The sequence below is a fragment of the Enterobacillus tribolii genome (assembly GCF_003363015.1).
Lineage (GTDB): Bacteria > Pseudomonadota > Gammaproteobacteria > Enterobacterales > Enterobacteriaceae > Enterobacillus > Enterobacillus tribolii.
Map to the genome: position 1 here is coordinate 112,248 of NZ_QRAP01000007.1, position 23,017 is coordinate 135,264.

Consider the following 23,017-nt stretch of genomic DNA (forward strand, 5'->3'; position numbering starts at 1 on the left):
CTCCGTTTAGTGTTTTTTTATCGTCGTTAAGGTTTGTCTCGTTAGCCGAAGCGGAATTCCACGCCGCAACCGGCTTCGGGGTAACGCCATGAGGCGATGACCGTGCCTTCGCCGAGCAGACGACAGGCGCCGCATTCCAGGCAGCCGTGAAACTCCGCGTGCAGGCTGCCGTCCTCATCCAGCCGGTACAATCCCGCCGGGCAGGCGCCGACCAGCGCCAGCAGGCGCTCGTGATCCGGATGCCCGGCGTTCAGGCGGATATGCGGCTCTCCCTGAGTGATAACGTAATGATTTTTGCTGAGTTTACTTTCTGTAGATGTGGATGTCATAGGCTGCGCAGCCCCCGGATGACGTCGTTGAACAGGTTGCGCCATCCTGCCTGACGGGCATGGCGCCATAAAATCCGGCGCAGCGGCTGCGGCGCGTCGCCGTTTACCCGAAACAGGTCGCGGAGCAGGTCGTTGGTCAACTGTGGGTAGCGGCGGAAAAAGTGCGGCGAGGCAAGCAGGGTTTCCGGTAATCGCCGGTACTGACGTAAGACGGCGCCCAGCGCGCCCTGATGCAGCAGGTCCGTGTAGCCGCGTAATCCGGCGGCGCTGACGTCGTCATTGCTCAGCGCATCCATAACGGCCTGTGCCGCCGCTTGTGCGGATAACACCGCCAGATCCATGCCGCGCACGGTGTGACCGGCGTTGACGCACAGGCGGGCCGCATCGCCGACGATCAGGTAGCCAGCCCCGGACGGCGCCGGCATGCTGTCCAACCCGCCCTCAGGGATCAGGCGTGCGCCGTATTCCAGCAGTTCTCCGCCGCGCAGCAGCGGACGTACGGCGGGGTGGCGCTTGAAATTCTCCAGCATGGCGGGCAGGTTTCGCGCGTTTGCATTGAAAGCGGCGAGGTTGCAGACGACGCCGAGGGACAGCGTGTCGCGGTTGGTATACAGAAAACCGCCGCCGACTTCGCCCGCGCTGGCATCGCCGGCGAACAGCCAGGCGGCGCCCTGGTTCTCCTCAAGGCCGAAACGATCTTCGATACATTGGCGGGGAAGGGATATCACTTCCTTAACGCCGATAGCCATCGTGCGCGGCGCTGGTTTGGCGATCAGGCCGTGCTTTTCGCCCAGCAGCGTGTTGGCGCCCTCCGCCAGAATCACCACCCGCGCCCGCAGTATGTCATCTCCGGTGCGGATGCCGCGCACGCACCCCTGTTCCGTCACTAACTCATCGACCCGGATGCCGCACAGGCATTGGGCGCCCGCGTGTTCCGCCTGCGCCATCAGCCAGGGATCGAAACGGGAGCGGAGGACGCTGTAGGAGGACGTACCGTCCGGCCCAGGGGCGTGGTGATAGTCAAGGGTGGCGGCGCTGTCTGCGTTCATCAGGGTGAGTTTTTCGCGCGTGATTTTGCGCTCAAGCGGGGCGTGCTCGCTGAATCCCGGCAGGATGGCTTCCAGCGCGTGGGCATACAGGCGTCCGCCGCTGAGGCTTTTGCCGCCCGGCGTCGCCGCGCGCTCCAGCAGCGCGACGTTCAGGCCCGCGCGCGCCAGCAGCAGGGCGCTGGCGCAACCGGCAAAACCGCCGCCGACTACGATGACGTCAAAATCGTCCTCCATTCCCTTTCTCCCTCTGAACGTTACGCCGGACAGCATAGCATCCGGTATCGTCAGTACCTTGATGCTACACGGTATTCTTCCTGTTTTATCCATAGAGAATAAATCTGTTTTACCCGGTCAGAGCGCGGAAAAATCTTATAGACGCGAAGTCGGCCGTCGCGCACAGTAATCTAAAGAAGCGTATAGATGGCCGCTTCAGGGTTTATTCTTAGAATTAAAGCCGTTAAGGTTATATAACTATTAATAATGATACCGATATCGACGTTTTCCGACGCTTTTTGACATGCGCCGGACAAACGCGATATCTGAACGGATACGCTGGCGACATATGAAAAAGAACGCACTCTCATCCCTGATTAAAACACTCACGTTAGGCGCCGGGCTTACCCTGGTCGCGGTGCCTGTCCTTCAGGCCGCGGAAGCTCCCGCGGCGCCGGAAATCAACGCTAAAGCCTGGGTCCTGATGGACTACGACAGCGGCAAAATCCTGACCGAGTCGAACGCCGACGCCCGTCTTGATCCCGCCAGCCTGACCAAAATCATGGCCAGCTACGTGATTGGTCAGTCAATCAAGAGCGGTAAAATTACGCCCAACGATATGGTCGTGGTCGGGAAGGACGCCTGGGCAACGGGAAACCCGGTGCTGCGCGGCTCCTCGCTGATGTTTTTGAAACCGGGCGATCGGGTGCCGGTTTCCGAGCTGAACAAAGGCATGGTCATTCAGTCGGGGAATGATGCCAGCATCGCGCTGGCGGATTACGTGGCGGGCAGTCAGGACGCCTTCGTTAACCTGATGAACAAGTACGTGGCGGCCTGGGGGCTGAAAAACACCACGTTCAAAACGGTACACGGCCTGGATTCCGCCGGGCAGTACAGCTCCGCGCGTGATATGGCGCTGATTAGCCAGAGGCTGATTGCCGACACGCCGGAAGAGTACGCGATCCATAAAGAGAAAGAATTTACGTTCAACAAGATCCGCCAGGTGAACCGTAACCGCCTGCTGTGGGATACCAGCCTGAACGTGGACGGCATTAAAACCGGTTATACCAACGGCGCCGGGCATAACCTGGTGGCGTCTGCGACGGACGGCCCGATGCGCCTGATTTCCGTGGTGCTGGGCGCGCCGTCTGACCGTATCCGCTTTGATGAGAGCAAGAAGCTGTTGACCTGGGGTTTTCGTTTTTATGAGACGGTGACGCCGGTGAAGGCGGGGCAGCCGTTCGTCACGCAAAAGGTCTGGTTCGGCGATGAGAATGAGATCGCGCTGGGCATGGATAAAAATGCCAGCATCACCATCCCGCGTGGGCAGATGAAGAACCTGAAAGCCAGCTATAACCTGAGCCAGAAGGTGCTGGAAGCGCCGCTGAGCAAAGGCCAGGTGGTTGGCACCATCGATTTTCAGCTTGATGGCAAAACGATAGATCAGAAGCCGCTGGTTGTACTGGCGGATGTGCAGGAAGCCGGCTTCTTCGGCCGGATCTGGGATTTCATTTTACTGAAGATTAATCAGCTGTTCGGCCTGTGATCGGACGGCGATAAAAAAGCCTGCCGGGCGTTAACCCGGCAGGCTTTTTTGATCCGCGCCTTACGGCATCAGCCGCAGCTCAGTACCTTGATAGCCAAACCGCCGCGTGAGGTTTCGCGGTATTTGGCATTCATGTCCTTGCCCGTTTCGTACATGGTTTCGATCACTTTATCCAGTGAAACGCGCGGGTCTGACGTGCGGCGCAGCGCCATGCGGGCGGCGTTGATCGCTTTCACGGCAGAGATGGCGTTACGCTCGATGCATGGCACCTGCACCTGGCCGGCGACCGGGTCGCAGGTCAGGCCCAGGTTATGTTCCATCGCGATTTCCGCTGCCATGCAGACGTGATCCGGGCTGCCGCCCAGCAGCTCCGTCAGCCCGGCCGCCGCCATGGAGCAGGCGACGCCGACTTCACCCTGGCAGCCGACTTCCGCGCCGGAAATGGAGGCGTTCATTTTGTACAGCGCGCCAATCACGCCGGAGGCCAGGAAATAGCGTGAATAGGAGTTGGTGTTCACTTCGCGGATGAACTTATCGTAGTACGCCAGCACCGCAGGGATGATGCCGCAGGCGCCGTTGGTCGGCGCAGTGACGACACGGCCGCCGGCGGCGTTTTCCTCGCTCACCGCCAGGGCGAACATGTTGATCCAGTCCACCACGTTCATCGGATCGGAAGTGACTTTGTCGCCGCTGACCAACTGACGGCGCAGGGCGGCCGCGCGGCGCGGCACCCGCATCGGGCCGGGCAGCAAGCCTTCCGTATTCATGCCGCGCTCGATGCCGGAACGCATGACGTCCCAAACGCGGGAGAAGTGGCCTTCGATTTCCTGGCGGCTGCGCAGAGCCAGCTCGTTTTGCATCACCAGGCCGGAGAGGGAAAGTCCGCTCTCTTTACAGTGGCGCTGCAGGTCGGCGGCGCTGTTAAACGGGTAGGGCACACTGACGCTCTGCGCGTCCTGCTTGCCGAAGTTTTCCTCGTCGACGATAAAACCGCCGCCGATGGAGTAATAGGTTTTGCTGTACAGCACGTTGTTGCCGGCCAGCGCGGTAATGCGCATGCCGTTTTCGTGCAGCGACAGGTTTTCATCGTGGAAATTCATGCTGGTCGCCAGCGGGAAGTCCACTTCGTGGTTGCCGCCGGCCATCGGCAGGCGACCGCGCTGCTCGACGTCGTTTACGAAGCCCGGAATGGCGTCGATGTCCACGCTGTCAGGCAGGTTTCCGGCCAGGCCCATGATGATGGCGATGTCGGTATGGTGGCCTTTCCCGGTCAGGGAAAGCGAGCCGTATACATCGACCACGATCCGGGTGATGTCGGACAGAATACACTGCGCAATCAGGTCGTCAGCGAACTGTTTGCCGGCTTTCATCGGACCCACGGTGTGGGAGCTGGAAGGGCCGATACCAATCTTATAAATATCGAATACGCTAACCATTATTGACTCCGTACTTATTCCAGAGAAGAACCGGCGTGTGGCCAGGGCTTAGAAAAAAGCCGGCGGGGTGCGCCGGCCTGAAAACAATTAACCGAACAACGTGTACAGGATGGCCGAGATGGCGATCAGGCCCATGACAACAACGAAGACGTTGCTGATGTGGCCGCTGTATTTGCGCATGGCCGGTACTTTATGAATCGCGTACATCGGCATCAGGAACAGGATTGTGGCGATAACCGGGCCGCCCAGGGTTTCAATCATACCCAGGATAGACGGGTTCAGGGTTGCGACGATCCAGGTGGTCACCAGCATGAACAGCGCGGTGATTTTGTTCAGTTTGCCGATTTCGATGGACTTGCCGCGGCCGCGCAGTGATTTGATCACCAGACCGTTGAAGCCTTCACGGGCGCCCAGGTAGTGGCCCAGGAACGATTTGGTGATGGCGACGAAGGCGATTAACGGCGCGACCAGCGCCAGAACCGGCGTATTAAAGTGGTTAGCCAGGTAAGACAGAATGGAAATGTTCTGTGCCTTGGCTTCCGCCAGATCTGCCGGAGAGAGGCTCAGCGCGCAGCTGAACACGAAGAACATCACGGTCAGCACCATCATGATGTGCGCATAGGCCAGGATTTTGGAACACTTCTTCTCGGCCAGTTCATCACCGTACTCTTCGCGTTTGGCAACGGCGAAAGCGGAGATGATCGGGGAGTGGTTGAAGGAGAACACCATAACCGGAATGGCCAGCCACAGGGTCATCCACAGGCCGCTGCCGGAGGCAGAGCTGGCGATGGCGGCGGAGTCGAAAATCGCACCATTCCAGTTCGGGATCAGGTACAGGGCCAGCAGCATCAGCACTGCGACGAACGGGTAAACCAGGATGCTCATTACCTTAACGATCAGATGCTCGCCGAAACGCACGATAGTCATCAGGCCGAGGATCAGGATCAGCGAGAGCAGGGCGCGCGGCGGCGATGCCAGGCCCATCTGGTGGGTGATGAAGCTGTCGACGGTATTGGTGATCGCCACGCTGTAAACCAGCAGGATCGGATAGATGGCGAAGAAGTACAGCAGGGTAATGATTTTACCCGCGCCGACGCCGAAATGCTCTTCCACGACTTCGGTAATATCTTCACCCGGATTTTTCCCCGACAGCACGAAGCGGGTCAGACCGCGGTGCGCAAAAAAGGTCATGGGGAATGCGATGATAGCCATGATGATCATGGGGATCAGGCCGCCAACGCCCGCATTGATCGGTAAGAACAATACGCCGGCGCCGATGGCAGTGCCATACAGTCCCAGCATCCACATGGTGTCTGACTTACGCCAGCGGGTTGCCGGCACGGAAGCCGTTGAAGCGATGGTACCTGCTTGGGTGGTGTCCATAGGTGTCTCCTAAAAGCGAACACGATAGATAAGCGGATGCGTTAACCTGAATTGTGTTGTTATAGCCGCCAGGCTAAAAATGACATCCGCAGAGCTAAATAAACTGAGTTTGTGCACTGAAAATAGCGTTTGCCTGCGATATCCCGGCAAACAAAAAAACGCCGCTCCGCCTGTACGCAACGGTAAGGCCGAAGAGGTTTCTATTCACAACGGATTATTCATAACGGATGTTTTCATAATATTCGGTTACCACATTTTTCGCCGTGGAATATAGTTTTTTACAGATAAAACGTCCGTGATCTTGCTCGCAATTGCGATGATGACTTGGTTTTACCGTTGAAAAGCCGAAGTTTTGCGCGAGAAACAGCACAATGCCGCAACATCGGAGCGCCTGTTATTTAACACAGGGCGGGGAAAGAGTAAAAAATTATTTCATTGTTATAAAGAAATAGATTTGTTTATCATTTTAGTAACGTTATGGTTGGACAGGATTATCAAAAAAAGATGGAGATAAAATCCATTAATTTCATGTGGTTAAATTTATTTCTTGCCGGAATGAAATTCTTTTCCAGATATTTAAAATGGCGCAAAAATAACCCTGCATAAGATATGCAATTAGAGAAATAAGAATAAAAGAGGGCAGCGTTCATTTTTACAACATTATATAGAACGTGGCTGGTCATTAAGTATGATGAATTAACGTTATGACACTGAAGAAAATAACGGCAGAGCAAAAGACGAATGGTAATAAAACGCTTAAATAACGTGCGTTTTATTCACGGCGGACGGCGTGCCGGGGTAAAACGCCCGGCAACGGGCATTCTGCCGCGCAGACTAACTCAATATATCAATGCCTTTTGCGCTAAGGTGTTGCTTTAGCTCGCCTTCCGGCGCCTGGTCGGTAATCAGGACGGAGAAATGATCCAGCGGCGCAATCCAGGCCGGCCTGATCTCGCCAAACTTACTGGCGTCAGCAACCAGCACCGAGCGGCGGGCCTGGGAGATGGCTTTCTGCTTAACAGCAATTTCATCCAGGTTATAGCAGGTCGCTCCCTGACGAATGGTGATGCCCGCAGCGGAGATAAAGGCCAGCGTAGGGCAGATGTTGTGCAGTTCGCTGGTGGCGCCGTTCGGCACAAAAATGGCGCTGTCCGGGTTGAATGAGCCGCCGCACAAGATCACGTGGCAGTTGGGCTTGTTGCGCAGAGCCATAAAGGTGTTGAGCGAATAGCATACGGCGGTAAAGCTGAGCGCGTCGTCCAGCTCGTCGATAATAAAGGGAACGGTGGTGCCGCAGTCAAAAAACACCACGTCGTCCGGCGCGATCAGGCTGGACGCCAGCGCGCCGATGTGGCGTTTCTCCCTGACCCGCTTTTCCTGCTGATCGGAAATGAAATAACGCACGCTCTGATTGATTTTAGGATCGAGCACCACGTACCCGCCCAGCAAGACCACGTCGCATGGCTGGGCGGCGAGATCGCGGCGGATAGTCATTTCGGAAACCCGGAGCAATTCGGCAGCGTCTTTCAGGTGGAGTTTGTCGGTGCGACGTAAGGCCTGTGCCAGACGGTTGATACGATCGGAACGCCGGGTTTCCATAGCTTCTCTCAGTTCATTTCCGGTTGATGGGAGGGAAGCCGCGGCTTCCGGAGGCGGAATGATTACGTCAATCCGGCCGGGCTCATGGCCGTATCTCAACGAATTCAGTGTGTTCCAACCACCAGGTAATATTACATTTCGTGCCGGATGCGCGCAAATGCCATTACCACGCTTTCATTTAAAACGGGAAGAAAACGGCCTGCGCGCTTGCCGCAGGCCGCGAAAGAGGTTCCGGAACGGATAACGTTAAGGCTTCACCCACCCTTTACGGATAGGAAAGGCAAAGCTGAAACGGTAAAGACGGAGCAGCTGGGTCTGAAGAACGGAGCCCCACAGTTCCCAGATAAGCTGCGACGTCAGGCATCCCAGCAACGCGACCAGCAGGGCGCCGACCATGTCCATCGGCCAGTGTACGCCCAGATAAACACGCGACCAGGCGATGGCGACGCCAGAAATCAACAGCGTGACGCCCGCCCAGCGGCGCGGATACCAAAACAGAAAGGCCAGGGCGAAGGTGAAAATCGCGGTGCCGTGATCGCTGGGGAACGAGGCATCCGGCGCATGCGGGATAAAGCTATAGCCGATTCCCTCCACGAAGGGGCGGGCATGGGGATATAAAATGCCGATGACTTTTGAGCTGAGCATGGCATAAGCCAGCGCCATCACGCCGCGGATAATCAGCTGGCGGTTCTCTTCAACGGCCCGCTGCGGACTCCAGAGCCACAAAATGACGATCAACAGGGGAACGATGGCGATCAGGTCATTGGCGAGAAATCTGGCGATGGCGATCGCCCATGCCGGTGACGCCGGCGTGGCGTTAATCAGCAGAAATATGAGGTGGTTAAAATGTTCCATACATCTCTTTCCGTTTACAAAGTCTCAGGACGAAAACCCGCCCGAACCGGTAAGTGCGCAGCGACGCGGCTTTTACGCGTTGTGCGGGAAAAGCGTGGGCGACAGAATTAAGCATCCCACCGGGGCGAGTAAAGAAGATTCACCTTAATTCACGCTCCCGTTGAGGAATTCTTTACTTAATGGCTTGCCGTCGCGCGTGTGAACGGAGATATTTTATGGGCGGGAACTTAAGAGAACATTAATTGACGGCGAAAATGGATGTCAGACGTGTTCCTATAAGATGAAAAAATAATAAGGCAAACAGGGGTAACGGATGGACAGCAGCATACTGGCGCTAATCAGCGTGGCGGGCGTTATTGCCCTGGGGGCGATGGCGCCGGGGCCGAGTTTTATTCTGGTCGCGCGCACCACGATGTCATCATCATTGCGTGACGGGTTGGCCGCGGCGATGGGGATGGGCGTAGGGTGTGCGTTTTTTGCGGTGCTGGCCTTGTTCGGCCTGCAATCGTTGCTGCTGGCGGTGCCGTGGCTGTATGCCTCGCTGAAAGTGGTGGGCGGTTTTTATCTGATTTATCTGGCGGTTAAAATGTTTCGCAGCGCGACGACGCCGCTGACGGTGCTGGCAGGGGAACGGCAGCAGACGCACTGGCGGCGGTCGTTTTGTACCGGCCTGATTACCCAGCTCAGCAACCCCAATACCGCCTTGGTGTTCGGCGGGATCTTCGCCGCGTTGCTGACGCAGCACATTGCGTCCTGGATGTATGTGGCGTTGCCGCTGATGTCGTTCACTATTGATATGGTGTGGTATGCCTTCGTTGCGTTTGTGCTTTCGGCGTCGGGGCCGAGGGCGGTATATCTGCGCTTTAAAGCCTGGTTCGACAGAATGGGCGGGGCGATGATGGCGTTGCTGGGGCTTAAACTTATCGTTCAGCGCTGAGTGCATGATTAACGGCGCCGCAGGACGGCGCCGTGGTTTCAGGCCGTTAGGCTGATGATGCTCAGTTCAGCCGTTCGACGATCATCGCGGTGCCCTGACCGCCGCCGATGCACAGCGTCGCCAGGCCGAGGGTTTTGTCCCTGGCGCGCAGGGCATGCAGCAGAGTCACCAGAATGCGTGCGCCGCTGGCGCCGATGGGATGCCCCAGGGCGATAGCGCCGCCGTTGACGTTAACCCGCGCGGGATCGAACCCCAGCTCTTTACCGACGGCCAGAAACTGAGAGGCGAATGCCTCGTTGGCCTCGATCAAATCAATGTCGGACAACGCCATGCCGGTTTTTTTCAGCACGTTGCGCGTGGCGGGCACCGGTCCCATCCCCATCAGCTCGGGCAGTACGCCGCCGCCGGCATAGCCGCGGATGCGCGCCAGCGGTGCAAGGCCAAGCGCTCTGGCCCGGCTTTCCGTCATAATCACCAGCGCCGCCGCGCCGTCGTTGATGCCGGAGGCGTTGCCCGCCGTTACCGAGCCTTCTTTACTGAATGCCGGGCGCAGTTTCGCCAGGCCTTCGGCCGTGGAGTCCGCCTTGGGGAATTCGTCGGTGTCGATGACGCTCTCCCCTTTACGGGTTTTCACCGTAACGGGCACGATCTCTGCGCGGAATGCCCCGCTGGCAATGGCGGCCGTGGCTTTCTGCTGGGAAGCCAGGGCGAGCGCGTCCTGTTCTTCGCGGCTGATGCCGTATTTTGCGGCCACGTTTTCCGCCGTGATGCCCATATGATAGCCGTGGGTGGCGCACATCAGGCCGTCGCGCAGGATAACGTCCATCAATTTGCCGTCGCCGAGCCGGTGGCCCCAGCGCGCTTTGGCGTCAAGCAGGTAAGGCGCCAGGCTCATGTTTTCCATGCCGCCGGCAACGAGAATTTCCGCATCACCGGCGGCGATGGCCTGCGCCGCCAGCGCGACGCTTTTCAGCCCGGAACCGCAAACTTTATTGACGGTGTAAGCACATACCTGCTCGCTGATGCCGGCGTTTAGCGCTGCCTGGCGGGCAGGGTTCTGCCCCAGACCGGCCTGCAAAACGTTGCCCATGATGACTTCATCAATCTGGCTGCTTTCAATGCGGGCGCGCTCCAGAGCGGCGCGGATCACCGTTGCGCCCAGCTCAACGGCGGAAACGGACGATAACGCGCCGTTGAAGTTGCCGATGGCGGTACGCGCGGCGCTGACGATCACTATGCTGTTGTTGGTCACGTTACTCATTGTCACTCCTTGATTCTTTGGGGATGCTTAAAGCAGGGTCAGGCCGATGACGAAGATGAAGCCGGAGAACACCAGGGCGGTGACGCAGTAGCCCATGATGTCCCGGACCCCCAGGCCGGCGATGGCAAGGGCGGGAAGCGCCCAGAAGGGTTGCGCCATGTTCATCCACTGTTCACCGTAGGCGATGGCCATGGCCGACTTGCCCAGGTCGGCGCCGAGCGCCTGTGCGGCTGACATCACGTACGGCCCCTGAATCACCCAGTGTCCGCCGCCTGACGGCACGGCGAAGTTGATCAGCGCGGAGCTGAAGAAGGTCATGATCGGGAAGGTTTCTTTGTTGGCGACGTTGATGAAAAACTCAGTGATCAGCCCGCCCAGTCCGGAGTGCTCCATCATGAGCTGGATACCGGCATAGAACGGGAATTGCACCAGAATACCGGCGGTGCTGCGGGCGCCGGCGGTGATGGCGCGCATGTACGCCATCGGGGTTTTGTGCAACAGCAGGCCGGCAATCATGAAAATCATGTTGACGGTGTTGATGGTGATGTTGAATCCCTTTTGATAGAAGTACATGCCGAGATAGGCGATGCCCAGCGCGCCGATAATGAGCGCAAGAATGCGGCTTTCCTCCAGCTTGAGCGCGACCGAAGCGTCCGCCGGCAGCTTTTTCTGGAAGTCGGGTTCCTCTTCCAGCAGCACCGGGTCAACGGTGACCACGTCGCCGGGTTTCGGCATCATCAGGCGGGTGACGAAGGGCATGACGGCAATCAGCCCGATCGTAATGAAGGCGTTGTAGCCGGTGAAGATGGTCTGGGAAACCGGGATCAGCCCGGCGATGTGCTCAACCGGGTTGCCCGGCGTTGCGGCCAGCAGCGGCATCGAGCCGGACAGCCCGCCTCCCCAGGTCAGGAAGCCGATGTAGGCGCAGGCGATCAGCAGCGGATAGTCGGAGCCTTTGACGCGGCGGGCCACTTCGCGCGCGAACATGGCGCCGACGACCAGCCCGAATCCCCAGTTGATAACACAGGCGACGGAGCCGAAAAACGTTACCAGCATCACCCCTTGCGCCGGGGTTTTTGCGGCGGACGCAGTCAGTTTCAGGATGCGTTTAACCGGGCCGGAACTGGCCAGCGCATGGCCGGTGACGATGATTAACGCCATCTGCATGCCGAAGCCCAGCAGGTTCCAGAAGCCGTCCCCCCACATTTGCACCATGTCGAGCGGCGTGTGCGGCGTAAGCGCCAGCGCGATGAGGAACGTGAGCAACGTCAGCAGCATGGCGAAAATCAGCGGGTCCGGCAGATACCGGCTGACAAAGCCGGTTAAGACACGGGAGAGACGGCCGATCATATGACGTTCTCCTCAAGGCCGATCGGCATGGCTTTGAAATCGGGGGATACGGTAAATTCCGCCTCCGTTTTTTCCCTGATTTGTTCCAGGGTGACGCCGGGAGCGTGCTCTTTCAGCACTAACTGGCCTTTTTCGAAGCTGAAGACCGCCATTTCCGTTACGATCATGGAAACCTTGTTCAGCGCGGTCAGGGGCAGGGTGCATTTGCGCAGGATTTTGGCCGAGCCGTCTTTGGCGCTGTGCTCCATGGCGATGATCACCTTACGCGCGCCGGTGACCAGATCCATCGCGCCGCCCATACCGGGAACCATTTTTCCGGGGATCATCCAGTTTGCCAGGCTGGCGCTTTGGTCGACCTGCAATCCGCCCAGCACGCTGGCGTCTACGTGGCCGCCGCGGATCAGGGCGAAGGAGAGCGCGCTGTCGAACATGGCGGCGCCCGGCAGCAAACCGCACGGCTGACCACCGGCGTTAACCAGATCCGGGTGCGCGTCGGTGACCGGGCCAAGGCCCAGAAAACCGTTTTCCGACTGAAGGGTGATGTGGATGTCCGGCGGGAGGTAGTTAACCACCTGCGTTGGCAGACCGATGCCCAGGTTTACGATGTCACCGTCGCGGAATTCGAGGGCGACGCGGCGTGCGATCAATTCTTTGGCGTTCATGATTAGGCCTCCTGGGGATTAACGATGTAGTCGACGACGGCGCCCGGCGTCATGATGTGGTCCGGCGCAATGCTGCCGACGTCGGTCAGCACGTGCGGTTCGGCAATGACGATGTCGGCGGCCAGGGCGATAACCGGGTTAAAGTTACGGGCGCTGAGCTGGTAAACCAGGTTGCCCGCGCGATCGGCGGTGTGTGCCTGAACCAGCGCCAGATCGGCGCGCAGGGGGAGTTCCAGAAGGTATTCGGTGCCGTCGAGCGTGATTTTTTGTTTGCCTTCTTCGACAACGGTGCCGACGCCGGTCGGCGTGAGGAAGCCGCCTAATCCGGCTCCGCCGCAGCGGATACGTTCGATCAGGGTGCCCTGGGGAATCAGCTCAACCTCCATTTCGCCGCTGATCATGCGGCGGCCGGTTTCCGGGTTGGTGCCGATGTGGGATGCGATCACTTTTTTGACGCGGTCGTTCACGACCAGCAGGCCGATACCGGTGTCGACGAAGGCGGTATCGTTGGCGATAATCGTCAGATCGCGCACGCCGGACTCCAGCAGGGCTTCAATCAGGCGCGGCGGCGTGCCGACGCCCATAAATCCGCCCACCATAATGGTCATGCCGTCGCGGAAATAACCGGCGGCGTCTTGCACATTGATACATTTATTTTTCATTGTCATTCCCTGTAGTGTGACGTCTGAAAACGGGTTCATACCGGGAATAGCAAAGGGTGTGCCAGAACGGGGATTTGCGGTTATTGTGTTGATACTAATGGGTTTTTTAACGTTTTAATACAAGGCTGAGACCGGCGGGGAAGTGCAAGTTTTTGCACAGGTGTGCACGTTTTGTTTCACCGGATGCGCGGGATAGGCGCCGGGGATTGCCCCGGCGGCGCGGGGTTAATCGATGTTGTATTCCTGGAGTTTGTACATCAGCGCCCTGCGGCTGATACCCAGCGCTTTGGCGGTTTGTACCCGGTTTCCCTGATTGGCGGACAGGGCGGCGCAAATAAGTTCACGCTCGTAAGCCTTCATGCGGGTTTTAAGGGAGCCGGAGGCATCGGCTTCCTGCCCGGTTTCCGTCATCGGCAGCGACCGGGCGAAATGCGTGATGGTTTCCGGCAGGTCGTCGGGGAAAATGACGAAGCCGGTACTCATGATGACCGCGCGCTCCATGGCGTTGGACAGTTCGCGGATATTGCCCGGCCACGGGTAGGCCTCCAGCTGCGCCAGCGCAGAGGGGTCGAGTTCGACGATCTCTTTGCCGTTCTCTTCACTGAACTTTTGCAGAAAGTGACCGGCCAGCAGGGCGATATCCTCCGGACGTTCACGCAGCGGCGGCAGCGACAGGTGCACGACGTTGAGGCGGTAGAACAGATCGCGCCGGAAGGTGCCCTGCTCAACCATTTCCGTCAGGTTGCGGTTGGTGGCGGCGATCAGGCGGATATCCGTTTTGATGGTCTGGCTGCCGCCGATACGTTCAAACTCCCGCTCCTGCAACACGCGCAGCAGTTTAACCTGGAGGTTGTGCGGCATTTCACCCACTTCGTCCAGCAGCAGGGTGCCCTGGTTGGCGCGTTCGAACAACCCCTGCCGCTGCACCAGCGCTCCGGTAAAAGCGCCTTTTTCGTGACCGAACAGCTCGCTTTCCAGCAGGGATTCCGGCAGCGCGCCGCAGTTAATTTTGATAAACGGCCCCTTGGCGCGCGGGCTGTTGTAGTGGACGGCACGGGCGATCAGCTCCTTGCCGGTTCCGCTTTCGCCGGTAACCAGCACGCTGGCGGTGCTGGCGGCGATTTTCGCCATGTCCCGGCACAGCGCGATCATGGCCGGGCTGTTGGTCAGGATTTTGTCCCACTGATAACTGGCGGAGAGGGCGCGGTGCAGCAGGCTGATTTCGCGCTTCATCTCATTAAGCTGCATGGCCCGGTCAACGATCATCCGGATTTCATCCAGATCAAACGGCTTGATGATGTAGTCGAAGGCGCCGAGGCGCAGCGCTTCCACCGCCGTTTCGATTGCGGCGTAGGCGGTCATCAGAATCACGGGAACATTTTGCCGCTGCTGACGCATCGCCTGCAGCGCTTCCATGCCGTTCAGGCGCGGCATGCGGATGTCCATCAGCACGACGTCCGGCGCATGCTGTCCGAATAAGGTGAGCGCTTGCTCGCCGTCGTGGGCAACGATGGGGTGATGGCCGTCGCGGGTAAAGACCGTGCTCAACAGACGGCGTACGTTCTCTTCATCGTCAACGATCAGAATGCGATACGATTTTTTCATCAGGATACCTCCGCCGCGCCGTGATGAACCGGCAGCAGGATAATAAACGTCGTGCCATGACCCGGGCGGCTTTCCAGCCGGATATCGCCGTCGTGCAGGGCGATGATGCGCTGACAGATCGGTAAGCCCAGCCCGGTTCCGGAGGGCTTGGTGGTGTAAAAAGGATCGAAAATCCGCGATATGGATTCTTCGCTGATACCCTGTCCGCTGTCGCGGATCGTGATTTCCTGATGCCGCTCGCCGCTGCGGCGGGTGGTGATGGTGATGTTCCCTTTGCAGGGAATTGCCTGGACTGCGTTGATCAGCAGGTTAAGCAACACTTGCTTAAGCTGTTCGCCGTCCGCGTCGATGTCGGGCAATCCCTCTTCCAGACAGACGTTAAAATCAATGCGCGCTTCGCTGCCGCCGGTTTTTATCAGGATCAGCGTTTCCGTGATCAACTGATTGAGCGAAACCTGCTGCATGCGGCCGCAGCGCGGGCGGGCGAAGTCGAGCAACTGCTGAATCACCTTATTGATCGAGTTCACTTCGTTGAGAATGATGTGGGTATATTCCCGTTTCCGCGCATCTTCTTCGCCGTCTTTCAGCAACTGGACGAAGCCGCTGATGGCGGTCAGCGGATTGCGTACCTCGTGGGCGACGCCCGCCATCAGTTCGCCGAGGGCGGCGAGTCTTTCCGCCTGGGCGATACGGTGCTGCACCTCTTTTTTCTCCGTCAGATCGGAGAAGATAACCAGCGCGCCGATGGTTTCTCCCCGCGCGTTGTGGATCCGGCTGGTGCTGACGCTGATTTGAATGGTGCGGTTCTTGCCCGGATAGTTGACCTCCAGCGCCATCTGTTCGATGCCGTGCTCCAGCGTGTCGAGGATCGGACTGTGGAAGTTGGTGTTTTCGAAGACCACGGCGTAAGGACGGCCGAGCAATTCTTTACGCTGGTAGCCGGTAATTTTTTCCGCGGCAGGGTTGATCATGGTGACGCGTCCGTCGATATCCACGGAAATCACGCCGTCGGCAGCGCTTTCGATAATCAGCTCATTCAGGGTTTTGGCCTCGCGCAAGGCTCTGGAGAGGTGATTGACGCTGTCTGAGATTTCCCCCATCTCGCCCTTCATCGGCGGAATAACGGTATGGAGGTTGTAAGGCAGTTCGTTAAGGCCGCTTTTGATGGTGTCGATATCCGCGCTGAAACGGCGCGAGAAGAAGATGATGATCCACACGCTGAGCAGAATGCTGATGCCGGTCGCTGCCATGATGCGGATGTCCATCGCCAGCGCCTGCTGATCGATATCGCTGGAAAGCTCGTTCGCCCAGATATAGCCGATGACCTGATTCTCCCGGACGATGGGGATCATGGCGTTCATGATGTTGCCGCGCACCTGGGTGCCCCAGCCGACGACGGGTTCACCGCTCTCCATCACTTCGCGGCCGGGGTGGTTGGGGCTGATGGTGATGCCGACGGAGGCGCCGTGCTGCGCCTGCGGACCGTAGGTGACGATGGCGTCCAGCCCGCGGTGATAATAGCCGGCGCCGACGCCGGAGAAGGCCTGGGTGATTTTGTCCGTTACCGGCGCCAGCAGCGCATTAAGGGCTTTCAGACGCTGTTCGCGCGGGAGGTCGGGATAGCGGCTGAAGCTGTCCCCCAGCGCGTTATCCAGTAACCGGGTGACGGCGAACAGTTTGATCCTTTTTTCTTCCAGCAGCGCGTTGCGCCCTTCGACCTCGACCGTAAAGCCGATTGTCAGCGTGGGCAGAGAAACCAGAATAGCCAGCAATACCATTTTCTGGCGCAGGGTCTGCGGCCAGTGAAGCTTGTTCAGCAGGCGTTTTACCCGCGATTGCACATGAAGCATGAAGTACATCCTTGAATAACGGCGGCGCAAACGCCCGCTTTGAGGTGACTATAGGCGGACGGAGGTGCGACTCAAGGAGGAGGGCGAAAAAATGTGATATACGCTGAAAGGGAAATGCAATATCAACTGATTTATTGGGGGGATTTAACGGTGATATCAGAAAATACGCTGAATTAGAATAGCTGGCGCTTTACCTTCCGTTCATCAACGTAACATGGTTGTTTAATGGCTAGAATGCAGAAGAAAACTGAGAAGGCTTGCATTTTTATTATAATTATTTTCAATATATTAAATATTACTATTGTTTTTTTCAGGTGATACAAGCAGGAATGGTATGCTACATCATATAAAACCTCCACACGTTATATCACCCAGGAAAAACCGAGATTATGCCTGTGCTTTCAGGCGCATATGCAGCAAGGGAAAGGGGTTGCCCTGGCCGTCTAATTCTGAGCGGGCGAACGTTTCGAACCCCATATGTTGGTAGAAAGCTACCGCCTGATCGTTTTGTTCATTAACGTCGACTTCATTGGCGCTTAGCGTTCCGGTTGCGAATGCCAGCAGTTGTTTACCGATGCCTTGACCGCGGACGTGCGGTGAAATGAATAACATTTCTATGCGATGACCATCGACACCGATAAAGCCCTGGGCTTCGTTGTTGGTGTTCACGGCTTTATAGACGGGAAGCCCGGAGAGTAAGGCTTCTGCCACAAAAGGGCGTAAGGCGACGATGTCTGCGGCGGTCAGAAAATGATGTGTTGCGCGAACCGATGCTTCCCACAGATCGGTCAGGGCAGGGAGATCGTTTGGGGTGATTTTTTGAATTTGCATGGCGCAGTTCCTGGTTAGTGGGGTTGGGGGACATCTAAACAAGGATGATAGCATGGATAGCGGAGGGGGCATGCGCTGCGGGTGATTGCCGTGGGGTTGCCCATTAAAAATACACATTAAATTAGTGTGTTAGTAAATCCACCGCCCCGCCTTGGCGGAGTTAATCAGCATTTCTAGAGTAAAATCGGGAACCTGGGATAGCTCATGTCTATCTGGGTAATAGGTATCGATACTGAAGCTCCCTCGTTCCACATCGAATTGATGGAAAAAGTCTTCCATTAGAGCCTCTGCTTCTTCACGTTCGAAATGTAAATCGCTGTCTATATCTGTTTTGGGGGTCCATGCTTTCTTAAAGAATGGAATGAACGACCAGCCATCATGTTTTTTGACCAGAGCAAATACAGCCTGCCGCACTTCGTTCGTGGTCATAATCTGTCCTCTAAGCGAGCAATTTTATTGTAGGCTGTCATGGCATTGATCGTGATGATTGATACATCCGCTGCCAGGATTATCCAGCCAATGACAGGAATTGCCCTTCCGGCAAAAGTGCCAATATTAGCGACCATCCTGATCTTGAATGTTTTAAGGTATCTTAGTAGTTAATTTTGCATCAGATAATTGATAGTATCGTAATTCAGCGTTAGGCGATGTTATCAATGGAAAGTATGCATTCATAATCTTAGTCACTTGATATAACAAGCTAAAGTGATAATTTCTTACACCATCATTGGTGCAAGACATGGAGAATGTGATGGCGTGGGTATATCAGCAGGGTACTGGTCGACTATATAGGAATGGACGATTGGTTGCTACGGGATATGCAGGAAAAGGAAATGGAAAGAACAACCCTGAAATGCAAAACGTCCAGATGGTTGGCCCGTTACCACGCGGAACCTATTCGATCACTGGTGCGCCATTTAGACATCCTACTACGGGTGTTTACTCAATACGTCTGGAACCGAACTCAGGTAATGCAATGCATGGCCGGTCGGGATTTCTTATTCATGGGGATAGTCGCCAACGGCCCGGTGATGCGTCAAATGGTTGCATTATTCTACCAAGGAATATCAGGGAAACGATTTGGAACAGTGGTGATCGGCAAGTGGAGGTAACACGGTGAAGAAAATATTTTATGCAATCTTACTGCTTCTTCCGCTGTCAGGGTTCGCGGCAGAGAATGATTGCCGATCATGGCCTGAAAACATAGCCGAAGTCTGGTTGAAAAATCAAAACATCGTTGATATTCCGCAATTAGATAAAGCGAAAACAGAAGCGACACTTTTGGCTTCAGAAAAGAAAGAGAATGATATTTATACCCAGGTATTTCATTTTGTTTTCCATGATAGATATGGGAAAAAGTATGAAGTGATCACTCAAAATGATGCATCAGATGATGAGTGTTCAGTGAGTGAGGTCAATATATTCTTGATTTCAAGGAAAGAAGTTAACCACTGATTTAAGCTGGTACCGATATTGGGAGGAGGTCAATGCCGGAAGATCTCTAAATGTGAATGGCACGATTATGCGGGATACTTACAATGCCACGGGAAAGAATACTCGGGCAGTACGTAAGGGAGTGGGGAGGAGGTATTGTTTTGTGAAAAAATGTATATAATATAAGCGATTATACGCTATGTAGTGCCAGTCAATTAACTGGCACTTTTTGGAAATGAGTGCTAATGATTTTACTGGTTACTATCACTTTCCTCAGTATGATTAAAATTTTCTGGTACTTGTAGGATGGGTTTCTATGTTATTGAATTTATTAAAATTTAATAAGTCTTCGAAAGAATTAAAGATCAACCAGTCAAATGTATTTTATAACTACACCTTAGGATTCGAATCATCAAATATTGATTTATTGAAAACAGCTGGAAAGCTATTGAAAACAGGTATTGCTAAGTCAGTTTTCTTTTCGGATTTTAAATGTGTATACCTTGATAATTTGGGTAATACACAAGTAGAGTTTTTAAAGCCAGAGGGTAGGCAATGGGATTCGAGTTGGGAGTTAGAATTTAATCAGAAAATGCCTGAATCTGTTGCAGCAGATGCAATTGGTTTTTTCGAGGTTTTATTTCATGAAAATAGAATTTCCCTTAATAATGATTTATACCTGCGAGCATCACTGCCTCCTTTAGTATTGGAGGATGAAGATAATGAAATATCTTTATTTTCTTCAGTAAAAATTTATAAAAGTGGAATTGCGATACTTAGTTTTCAATTTGATGCTACTTGGCAGGGAATAGATGAAAACGAATTTATAGCCCGCGTTGTAAATATTTTTCAAATATATTTTAAATCTATATGGGTTGATTCAAAAATTCAGAAATTAGATGCAGATGTCGTGTTGATAAATGCATTTGAAGATACATTTTCAGTTGCTGGGGAATATATCAAGAATAAGGAAGTAAAAAAAACAATAAAAGAGATGAAGAAAGACAGTCAAAGAGTAATTAATGATGCTTTTCAAATTGATGGTAAAAAATTCCATCTTGGCGGTGACGATTGGTCATTGCATGAAATCGCTGGTTCAAAAAATGATGATTCTTGGGAATCTACATTAGATTTATGCCGTTCAATATACAGTAATGCTGTTAGTAATATTTTGGTTTTTGGGCAAAGGTCTAAAAATAATGATTTTAGAAAATATATGTGGGAGGGACGTCCATCTATATGCTTACTTCGTTTTGATAATCAGCCACAAAATAAAAATGATCTCATTAAACAATTTTCATCCTCAATGTCAAAAATTTTGCTTAGAGCCAATTTCAGAGGGCAAACTCCTGACTTACCGATAGATTTAAGAATGTTTGACGATTATTGTTTGCATGCTCAAAGGTCAGCTCTTCTTTGGACATGGTTAAGATCTGATGGTGATTCTGACAATGTATGGGATGAACCTCATACTCGCGGGAAAATATTTGAAAATCAGGCAAGAGCAGAACAAATAGAATACTATAATATGCGGATTGCTCGAGCATGTTCTTGGGCGCATGACCCTCTATCAGATATTCATTTATTTCATGCTTATGAAACACTCGTAAACTCAGAAAGACTGACTCACCATAGTAGCCAAGCAGGTGAGGTGTCGGCGGCCCTTTCATATATCATTAATGAATTTGGTACAGCAAGTTTAATTCCTTCAGCAAAAGAAGCTGCTAGGTATCATCTTGAGGAACTAAGGTATAAGTCTGACTCAATTCGAAATCGTAGAGATCGCGGGCTAACTTTTGTTTTTGGCTTAGTAGGTGCTGCAACTTTGGCCGAATTTGTTGTTCATCCTTTTATTCAGGAAATATGGCCAAAATTGAGTAAGGTAATAACGCCAATTTTGTCATTTGGCATTTCAGGAGCTTTAATATTATCTGTTGTAATAGTTGTTTTGATCATAAATAAAGATGAGTGATTTTTTATTTCAGAATTAATTGAATATAGGTGATTTCAATATTTATTAGTCGCGAATTGAACTGCCTTTATTCTATTTTTATTCAAATTTAACCGTGGGCTAAGATCGATAAGTTGATATATCAGTGAGATATATGATGCGAAATAATATTTCTCTCACTGATGAGAAATATAATAAAAACTTAACTTTAATCGTTTTTACTGATCAAAGTCGTAGGGGAGTTATCACGTTATGCGCCATTTAACGATGCTCTTTTTCATTTAACCATTCAATGGAATCATTATCTGAATTATAGTGCACAAAGATTATATTAGAGAGAGGTCTCTGCCCTTCCGATATATAGCCTATAGATTCTAAGGTCTTAAGACCTGCATGATAGTCTGAAAGAAAATCCATAAATCGATTAGCAATTAAGCCATAGTCATCATTGCTATTTAATTTCGGTATTAGTAGCTTGAATGTGTATCCATCCTCAGCCTCAGCAAGAATTGAAAAAGCAAGAGAAAATGGATTGTGAGTAGCTATTTTCCCTTTAGTACTAAACAAAACTGGCTCAATTCTAGGGGTATGTATGACTTTCTTTGTTAATTTTGACAAACTTTCTTTCACCAATTGATAGTGATCTTTTCCCATTTCTTTTAGAAAACCATCAAAATAACTTTTACTAATAAAAGCAGCAACAACGGGAAGTAAAAACCACTCTATACATGCCATCGGGCCACTTGGTTCCCTAGACTCAACAACTAGCTTCAATCCCTCTTTTTTTACGTTATTTTCGAAATCTTCAAACAACTCACTGGAAATACTTTCTTCAAAAAGCACACAAATATCTGGTTTTTTCATGTTCTCTCCGAAAATATATTAATTTTATATTTAGCTACTTTGAGATTCAAAATCCATATTCTTTAAGGCTAATCTCAAAATATGGCTGTAGGATAGTTTCTTCGAAAAGGGCCATTTCATCATGAGGAACTTGTACAAAAGTTGAATTATGGTTTGGTGTCCACCACTTTTCAGGCCCAATATAAGGGTTTTGATGGATCGCACGTGCGATGACTCTAAAGGGCCTGTCTATCCAACCAGGTTCATAGGAAAAATAGTTAGCTGGACCAGTAAATTGACCAAGAAGATATATACCACCAACATTGCCGTGAGTTAAATAAAAGTAATCACCAATGTTTGCGTTGATAAAGTTTTCCCCTTGGGGAGTTTCAGAGCGTCCTTTTGCGGCAGTATCTCGATGTACATAGACTAAACGTTCTTCTATCGAATTAAGCAAATCTTCAAAGTTGAATACACCATATCCTTGAGATAGCTTCCAAAACTTAGGTTTCATATGTGTTTTCGCCAGAGGTTGTTATGTTGGTTTAACCTCTGAGGATATCCAATATCACTTTTTGAGTCTAGCTATAACCATTTGTTGTTATTTGTTTTTTATGGGAGGTTTCCTCCACAAACTCCCCCCACCAATCCATCATTTCACGAGCTGGCGGAGTCTGAATTGGTTGCGTAACTTGTTGTTTAATAGTTTGTAATCTTTAATTCAATTTTCAATTTGGTCCCATTGTTGGTCCTAAAAGAAAATGTCAGGTTTTTTGCAGGGGAGGGGAGGTTACAGTAGAAGTCTCTTCGTCTGTGACGATTAGCATTTTGCTTTCCTTTAGTCTGCTCTGTATTTAAGCGTTTATTTCACATTAGTTTTTAGCAAGCCGGTAGAGCGCCTTGCTCGCAGAATATCCACTATGGAAATATAAGGGGTTTGTTCTTGCCACGAAAATCCCTTTCGGTCGATACGGACAAGCCCGTATTTTTCGACAAGAAAGTTCACCGCATCGCTGAGCGATACTCCAGCATCAATATGTTCTCGTATGGTGGTTTCATTACTGAACGGTGTGTCATTCAACGTCAGGCCATAGTGCTGCGATAACAGATGAGTCAGCAGCCGTTGCCAGGTTTCAACGGGTGACAGATTGGGCTGAGTCGCCCGTGTCGGGTGTGATGATAAGGTTTGCATGATGTTTGCTCTATGAGTTTAAGAGATAA

The 23,017-nt window shown here is 53.1% G+C and carries 22 protein-coding genes and 1 pseudogene; 5 read left to right on the top strand and 18 right to left on the bottom strand.

Going from position 1 to position 23,017, the window contains the following annotated elements; translation table 11 throughout:
* Positions 1–41: 41 nt before the first annotated feature.
* Together C8D90_RS15260 and C8D90_RS15265 are read right to left on the bottom strand one after the other, a co-directional pair.
* A complete protein-coding gene (locus C8D90_RS15260; protein ID WP_115459326.1) occupies positions 42–329 on the bottom strand; it encodes a ferredoxin family protein in 288 nt (95 codons plus the stop codon).
* Entirely contained in the window at positions 326–1,612 is a 1,287-nt protein-coding gene (locus C8D90_RS15265) for an FAD-dependent oxidoreductase (RefSeq protein ID WP_115459327.1), read from the bottom strand. Before C8D90_RS15265 ends, C8D90_RS15260 begins: the two co-directional genes overlap by 4 nt.
* A gap of 328 nt (positions 1,613–1,940) precedes the next feature.
* Between C8D90_RS15265 and C8D90_RS15270 the strand changes: the two genes are divergently transcribed.
* Positions 1,941–3,137: a serine hydrolase gene (locus C8D90_RS15270; protein WP_115459328.1), complete on the top strand. Its 1,197-nt coding sequence runs from the start codon at positions 1,941–1,943 to the stop codon at positions 3,135–3,137.
* Between the two features lie 68 nt (positions 3,138–3,205).
* Here C8D90_RS15270 and C8D90_RS15275 read toward each other — a convergent pair whose 3' ends face one another.
* The 4 genes from C8D90_RS15275 to ybjG all read right to left on the bottom strand — a co-directional run bounded on the left by C8D90_RS15275 (position 3,206) and on the right by ybjG (position 8,410).
* The gene (locus tag C8D90_RS15275; protein ID WP_115459329.1) at positions 3,206–4,573 is read right to left on the bottom strand and encodes an L-serine ammonia-lyase; all 1,368 of its coding nucleotides are present in this window, start codon (positions 4,571–4,573) and stop codon (positions 3,206–3,208) included.
* 87 nt (positions 4,574–4,660) lie between these two features.
* The gene (locus C8D90_RS15280) at positions 4,661–5,956 is read right to left on the bottom strand and encodes an HAAAP family serine/threonine permease (RefSeq protein ID WP_115459330.1); all 1,296 of its coding nucleotides are present in this window, start codon (positions 5,954–5,956) and stop codon (positions 4,661–4,663) included.
* A gap of 834 nt (positions 5,957–6,790) precedes the next feature.
* Entirely contained in the window at positions 6,791–7,555 is a 765-nt protein-coding gene (gene deoR, locus C8D90_RS15285; RefSeq protein ID WP_115459331.1) for a DNA-binding transcriptional repressor DeoR, read from the bottom strand.
* Positions 7,556–7,801: 246 nt separating this feature from the next.
* The gene (ybjG, locus tag C8D90_RS15290) at positions 7,802–8,410 is read right to left on the bottom strand and encodes an undecaprenyl-diphosphate phosphatase (protein ID WP_115459332.1); all 609 of its coding nucleotides are present in this window, start codon (positions 8,408–8,410) and stop codon (positions 7,802–7,804) included.
* Between the two features lie 313 nt (positions 8,411–8,723).
* On the opposite strand from ybjG, the gene C8D90_RS15295 reads away from it, so the two are divergent.
* Positions 8,724–9,347 (top strand): LysE family translocator, encoded by a 624-nt coding sequence (locus C8D90_RS15295; protein WP_115459333.1) that lies wholly within the window; start codon positions 8,724–8,726, stop codon positions 9,345–9,347.
* Positions 9,348–9,408: 61 nt separating this feature from the next.
* On the opposite strand, the gene C8D90_RS15300 is transcribed toward C8D90_RS15295, so the two are convergent.
* The 9 genes and pseudogenes from C8D90_RS15300 to C8D90_RS22510 form a co-directional block, all read right to left on the bottom strand.
* Complete coding sequence (locus C8D90_RS15300) at positions 9,409–10,608, bottom strand: acetyl-CoA C-acetyltransferase (RefSeq protein WP_115459334.1); 1,200 nt, start codon at positions 10,606–10,608, stop codon at positions 9,409–9,411.
* A 27-nt stretch (positions 10,609–10,635) separates the two neighbouring features.
* Complete coding sequence (locus C8D90_RS15305) at positions 10,636–11,958, bottom strand: TIGR00366 family protein (protein ID WP_115459335.1); 1,323 nt, start codon at positions 11,956–11,958, stop codon at positions 10,636–10,638.
* The gene (locus C8D90_RS15310) at positions 11,955–12,620 is read right to left on the bottom strand and encodes a 3-oxoacid CoA-transferase subunit B (RefSeq protein ID WP_115459336.1); all 666 of its coding nucleotides are present in this window, start codon (positions 12,618–12,620) and stop codon (positions 11,955–11,957) included. The genes C8D90_RS15305 and C8D90_RS15310 overlap by 4 nt, the downstream gene beginning before the upstream one ends.
* A gap of 2 nt (positions 12,621–12,622) precedes the next feature.
* On the bottom strand, positions 12,623–13,282 hold the full coding sequence (gene atoD, locus C8D90_RS15315) for an acetate CoA-transferase subunit alpha (RefSeq protein WP_115459337.1): 660 nt from the start codon (positions 13,280–13,282) through the stop codon (positions 12,623–12,625).
* Between the two features lie 225 nt (positions 13,283–13,507).
* Positions 13,508–14,887 carry an acetoacetate metabolism transcriptional regulator AtoC gene (gene atoC / locus C8D90_RS15320; protein ID WP_115459338.1) on the bottom strand — a complete coding sequence of 460 codons (1,380 nt, stop codon included), beginning with the start codon at positions 14,885–14,887 and terminating at the stop codon, positions 13,508–13,510.
* On the bottom strand, positions 14,887–16,704 hold the full coding sequence (gene atoS, locus C8D90_RS15325; protein ID WP_230473031.1) for a two-component system sensor histidine kinase AtoS: 1,818 nt from the start codon (positions 16,702–16,704) through the stop codon (positions 14,887–14,889). The genes atoC and atoS overlap by 1 nt, the downstream gene beginning before the upstream one ends.
* 420 nt (positions 16,705–17,124) lie before the next feature.
* On the bottom strand, positions 17,125–17,568 hold the full coding sequence (locus C8D90_RS15330; protein WP_115459340.1) for an acetyltransferase: 444 nt from the start codon (positions 17,566–17,568) through the stop codon (positions 17,125–17,127).
* Between the two features lie 129 nt (positions 17,569–17,697).
* Positions 17,698–17,997 (bottom strand): DUF1493 family protein, encoded by a 300-nt coding sequence (locus C8D90_RS15335; RefSeq protein ID WP_115459341.1) that lies wholly within the window; start codon positions 17,995–17,997, stop codon positions 17,698–17,700.
* Positions 17,994–18,149, bottom strand: a pseudogene (locus C8D90_RS22510) (STM2901 family protein); the annotation flags it as partial. The pseudogene C8D90_RS22510 and the gene C8D90_RS15335, both read right to left, overlap by 4 nt.
* Before the next feature lie 170 nt (positions 18,150–18,319).
* On the opposite strand from C8D90_RS22510, the gene C8D90_RS15340 reads away from it, so the two are divergent.
* The 3 genes from C8D90_RS15340 (at position 18,320) to C8D90_RS15350 (ending at position 20,974) form a co-directional block, all read left to right on the top strand.
* On the top strand, positions 18,320–18,688 hold the full coding sequence (locus C8D90_RS15340) for a tlde1 domain-containing protein (RefSeq protein WP_115459342.1): 369 nt from the start codon (positions 18,320–18,322) through the stop codon (positions 18,686–18,688).
* Positions 18,685–19,023: a hypothetical protein gene (locus C8D90_RS15345; RefSeq protein WP_115459343.1), complete on the top strand. Its 339-nt coding sequence runs from the start codon at positions 18,685–18,687 to the stop codon at positions 19,021–19,023. The genes C8D90_RS15340 and C8D90_RS15345 overlap by 4 nt, the downstream gene beginning before the upstream one ends.
* A 295-nt stretch (positions 19,024–19,318) precedes the next feature.
* On the top strand, positions 19,319–20,974 hold the full coding sequence (locus tag C8D90_RS15350; protein ID WP_115459344.1) for a hypothetical protein: 1,656 nt from the start codon (positions 19,319–19,321) through the stop codon (positions 20,972–20,974).
* 240 nt (positions 20,975–21,214) lie between these two features.
* Here the strand turns inward: C8D90_RS15350 and C8D90_RS15355 are convergent, their stop codons facing one another.
* From C8D90_RS15355 to C8D90_RS15365, 3 genes are all read right to left on the bottom strand, one after another.
* Entirely contained in the window at positions 21,215–21,817 is a 603-nt protein-coding gene (locus tag C8D90_RS15355; protein WP_115459345.1) for a hypothetical protein, read from the bottom strand.
* Between the two features lie 46 nt (positions 21,818–21,863).
* A complete protein-coding gene (locus C8D90_RS15360) occupies positions 21,864–22,310 on the bottom strand; it encodes a hypothetical protein (protein ID WP_115459346.1) in 447 nt (148 codons plus the stop codon).
* A gap of 348 nt (positions 22,311–22,658) precedes the next feature.
* Positions 22,659–22,988, bottom strand: a complete 330-nt coding sequence (locus tag C8D90_RS15365; RefSeq protein WP_115459347.1) for a TA system toxin CbtA family protein — start codon at positions 22,986–22,988, stop codon at positions 22,659–22,661.
* Positions 22,989–23,017 lie beyond the last annotated feature (29 nt).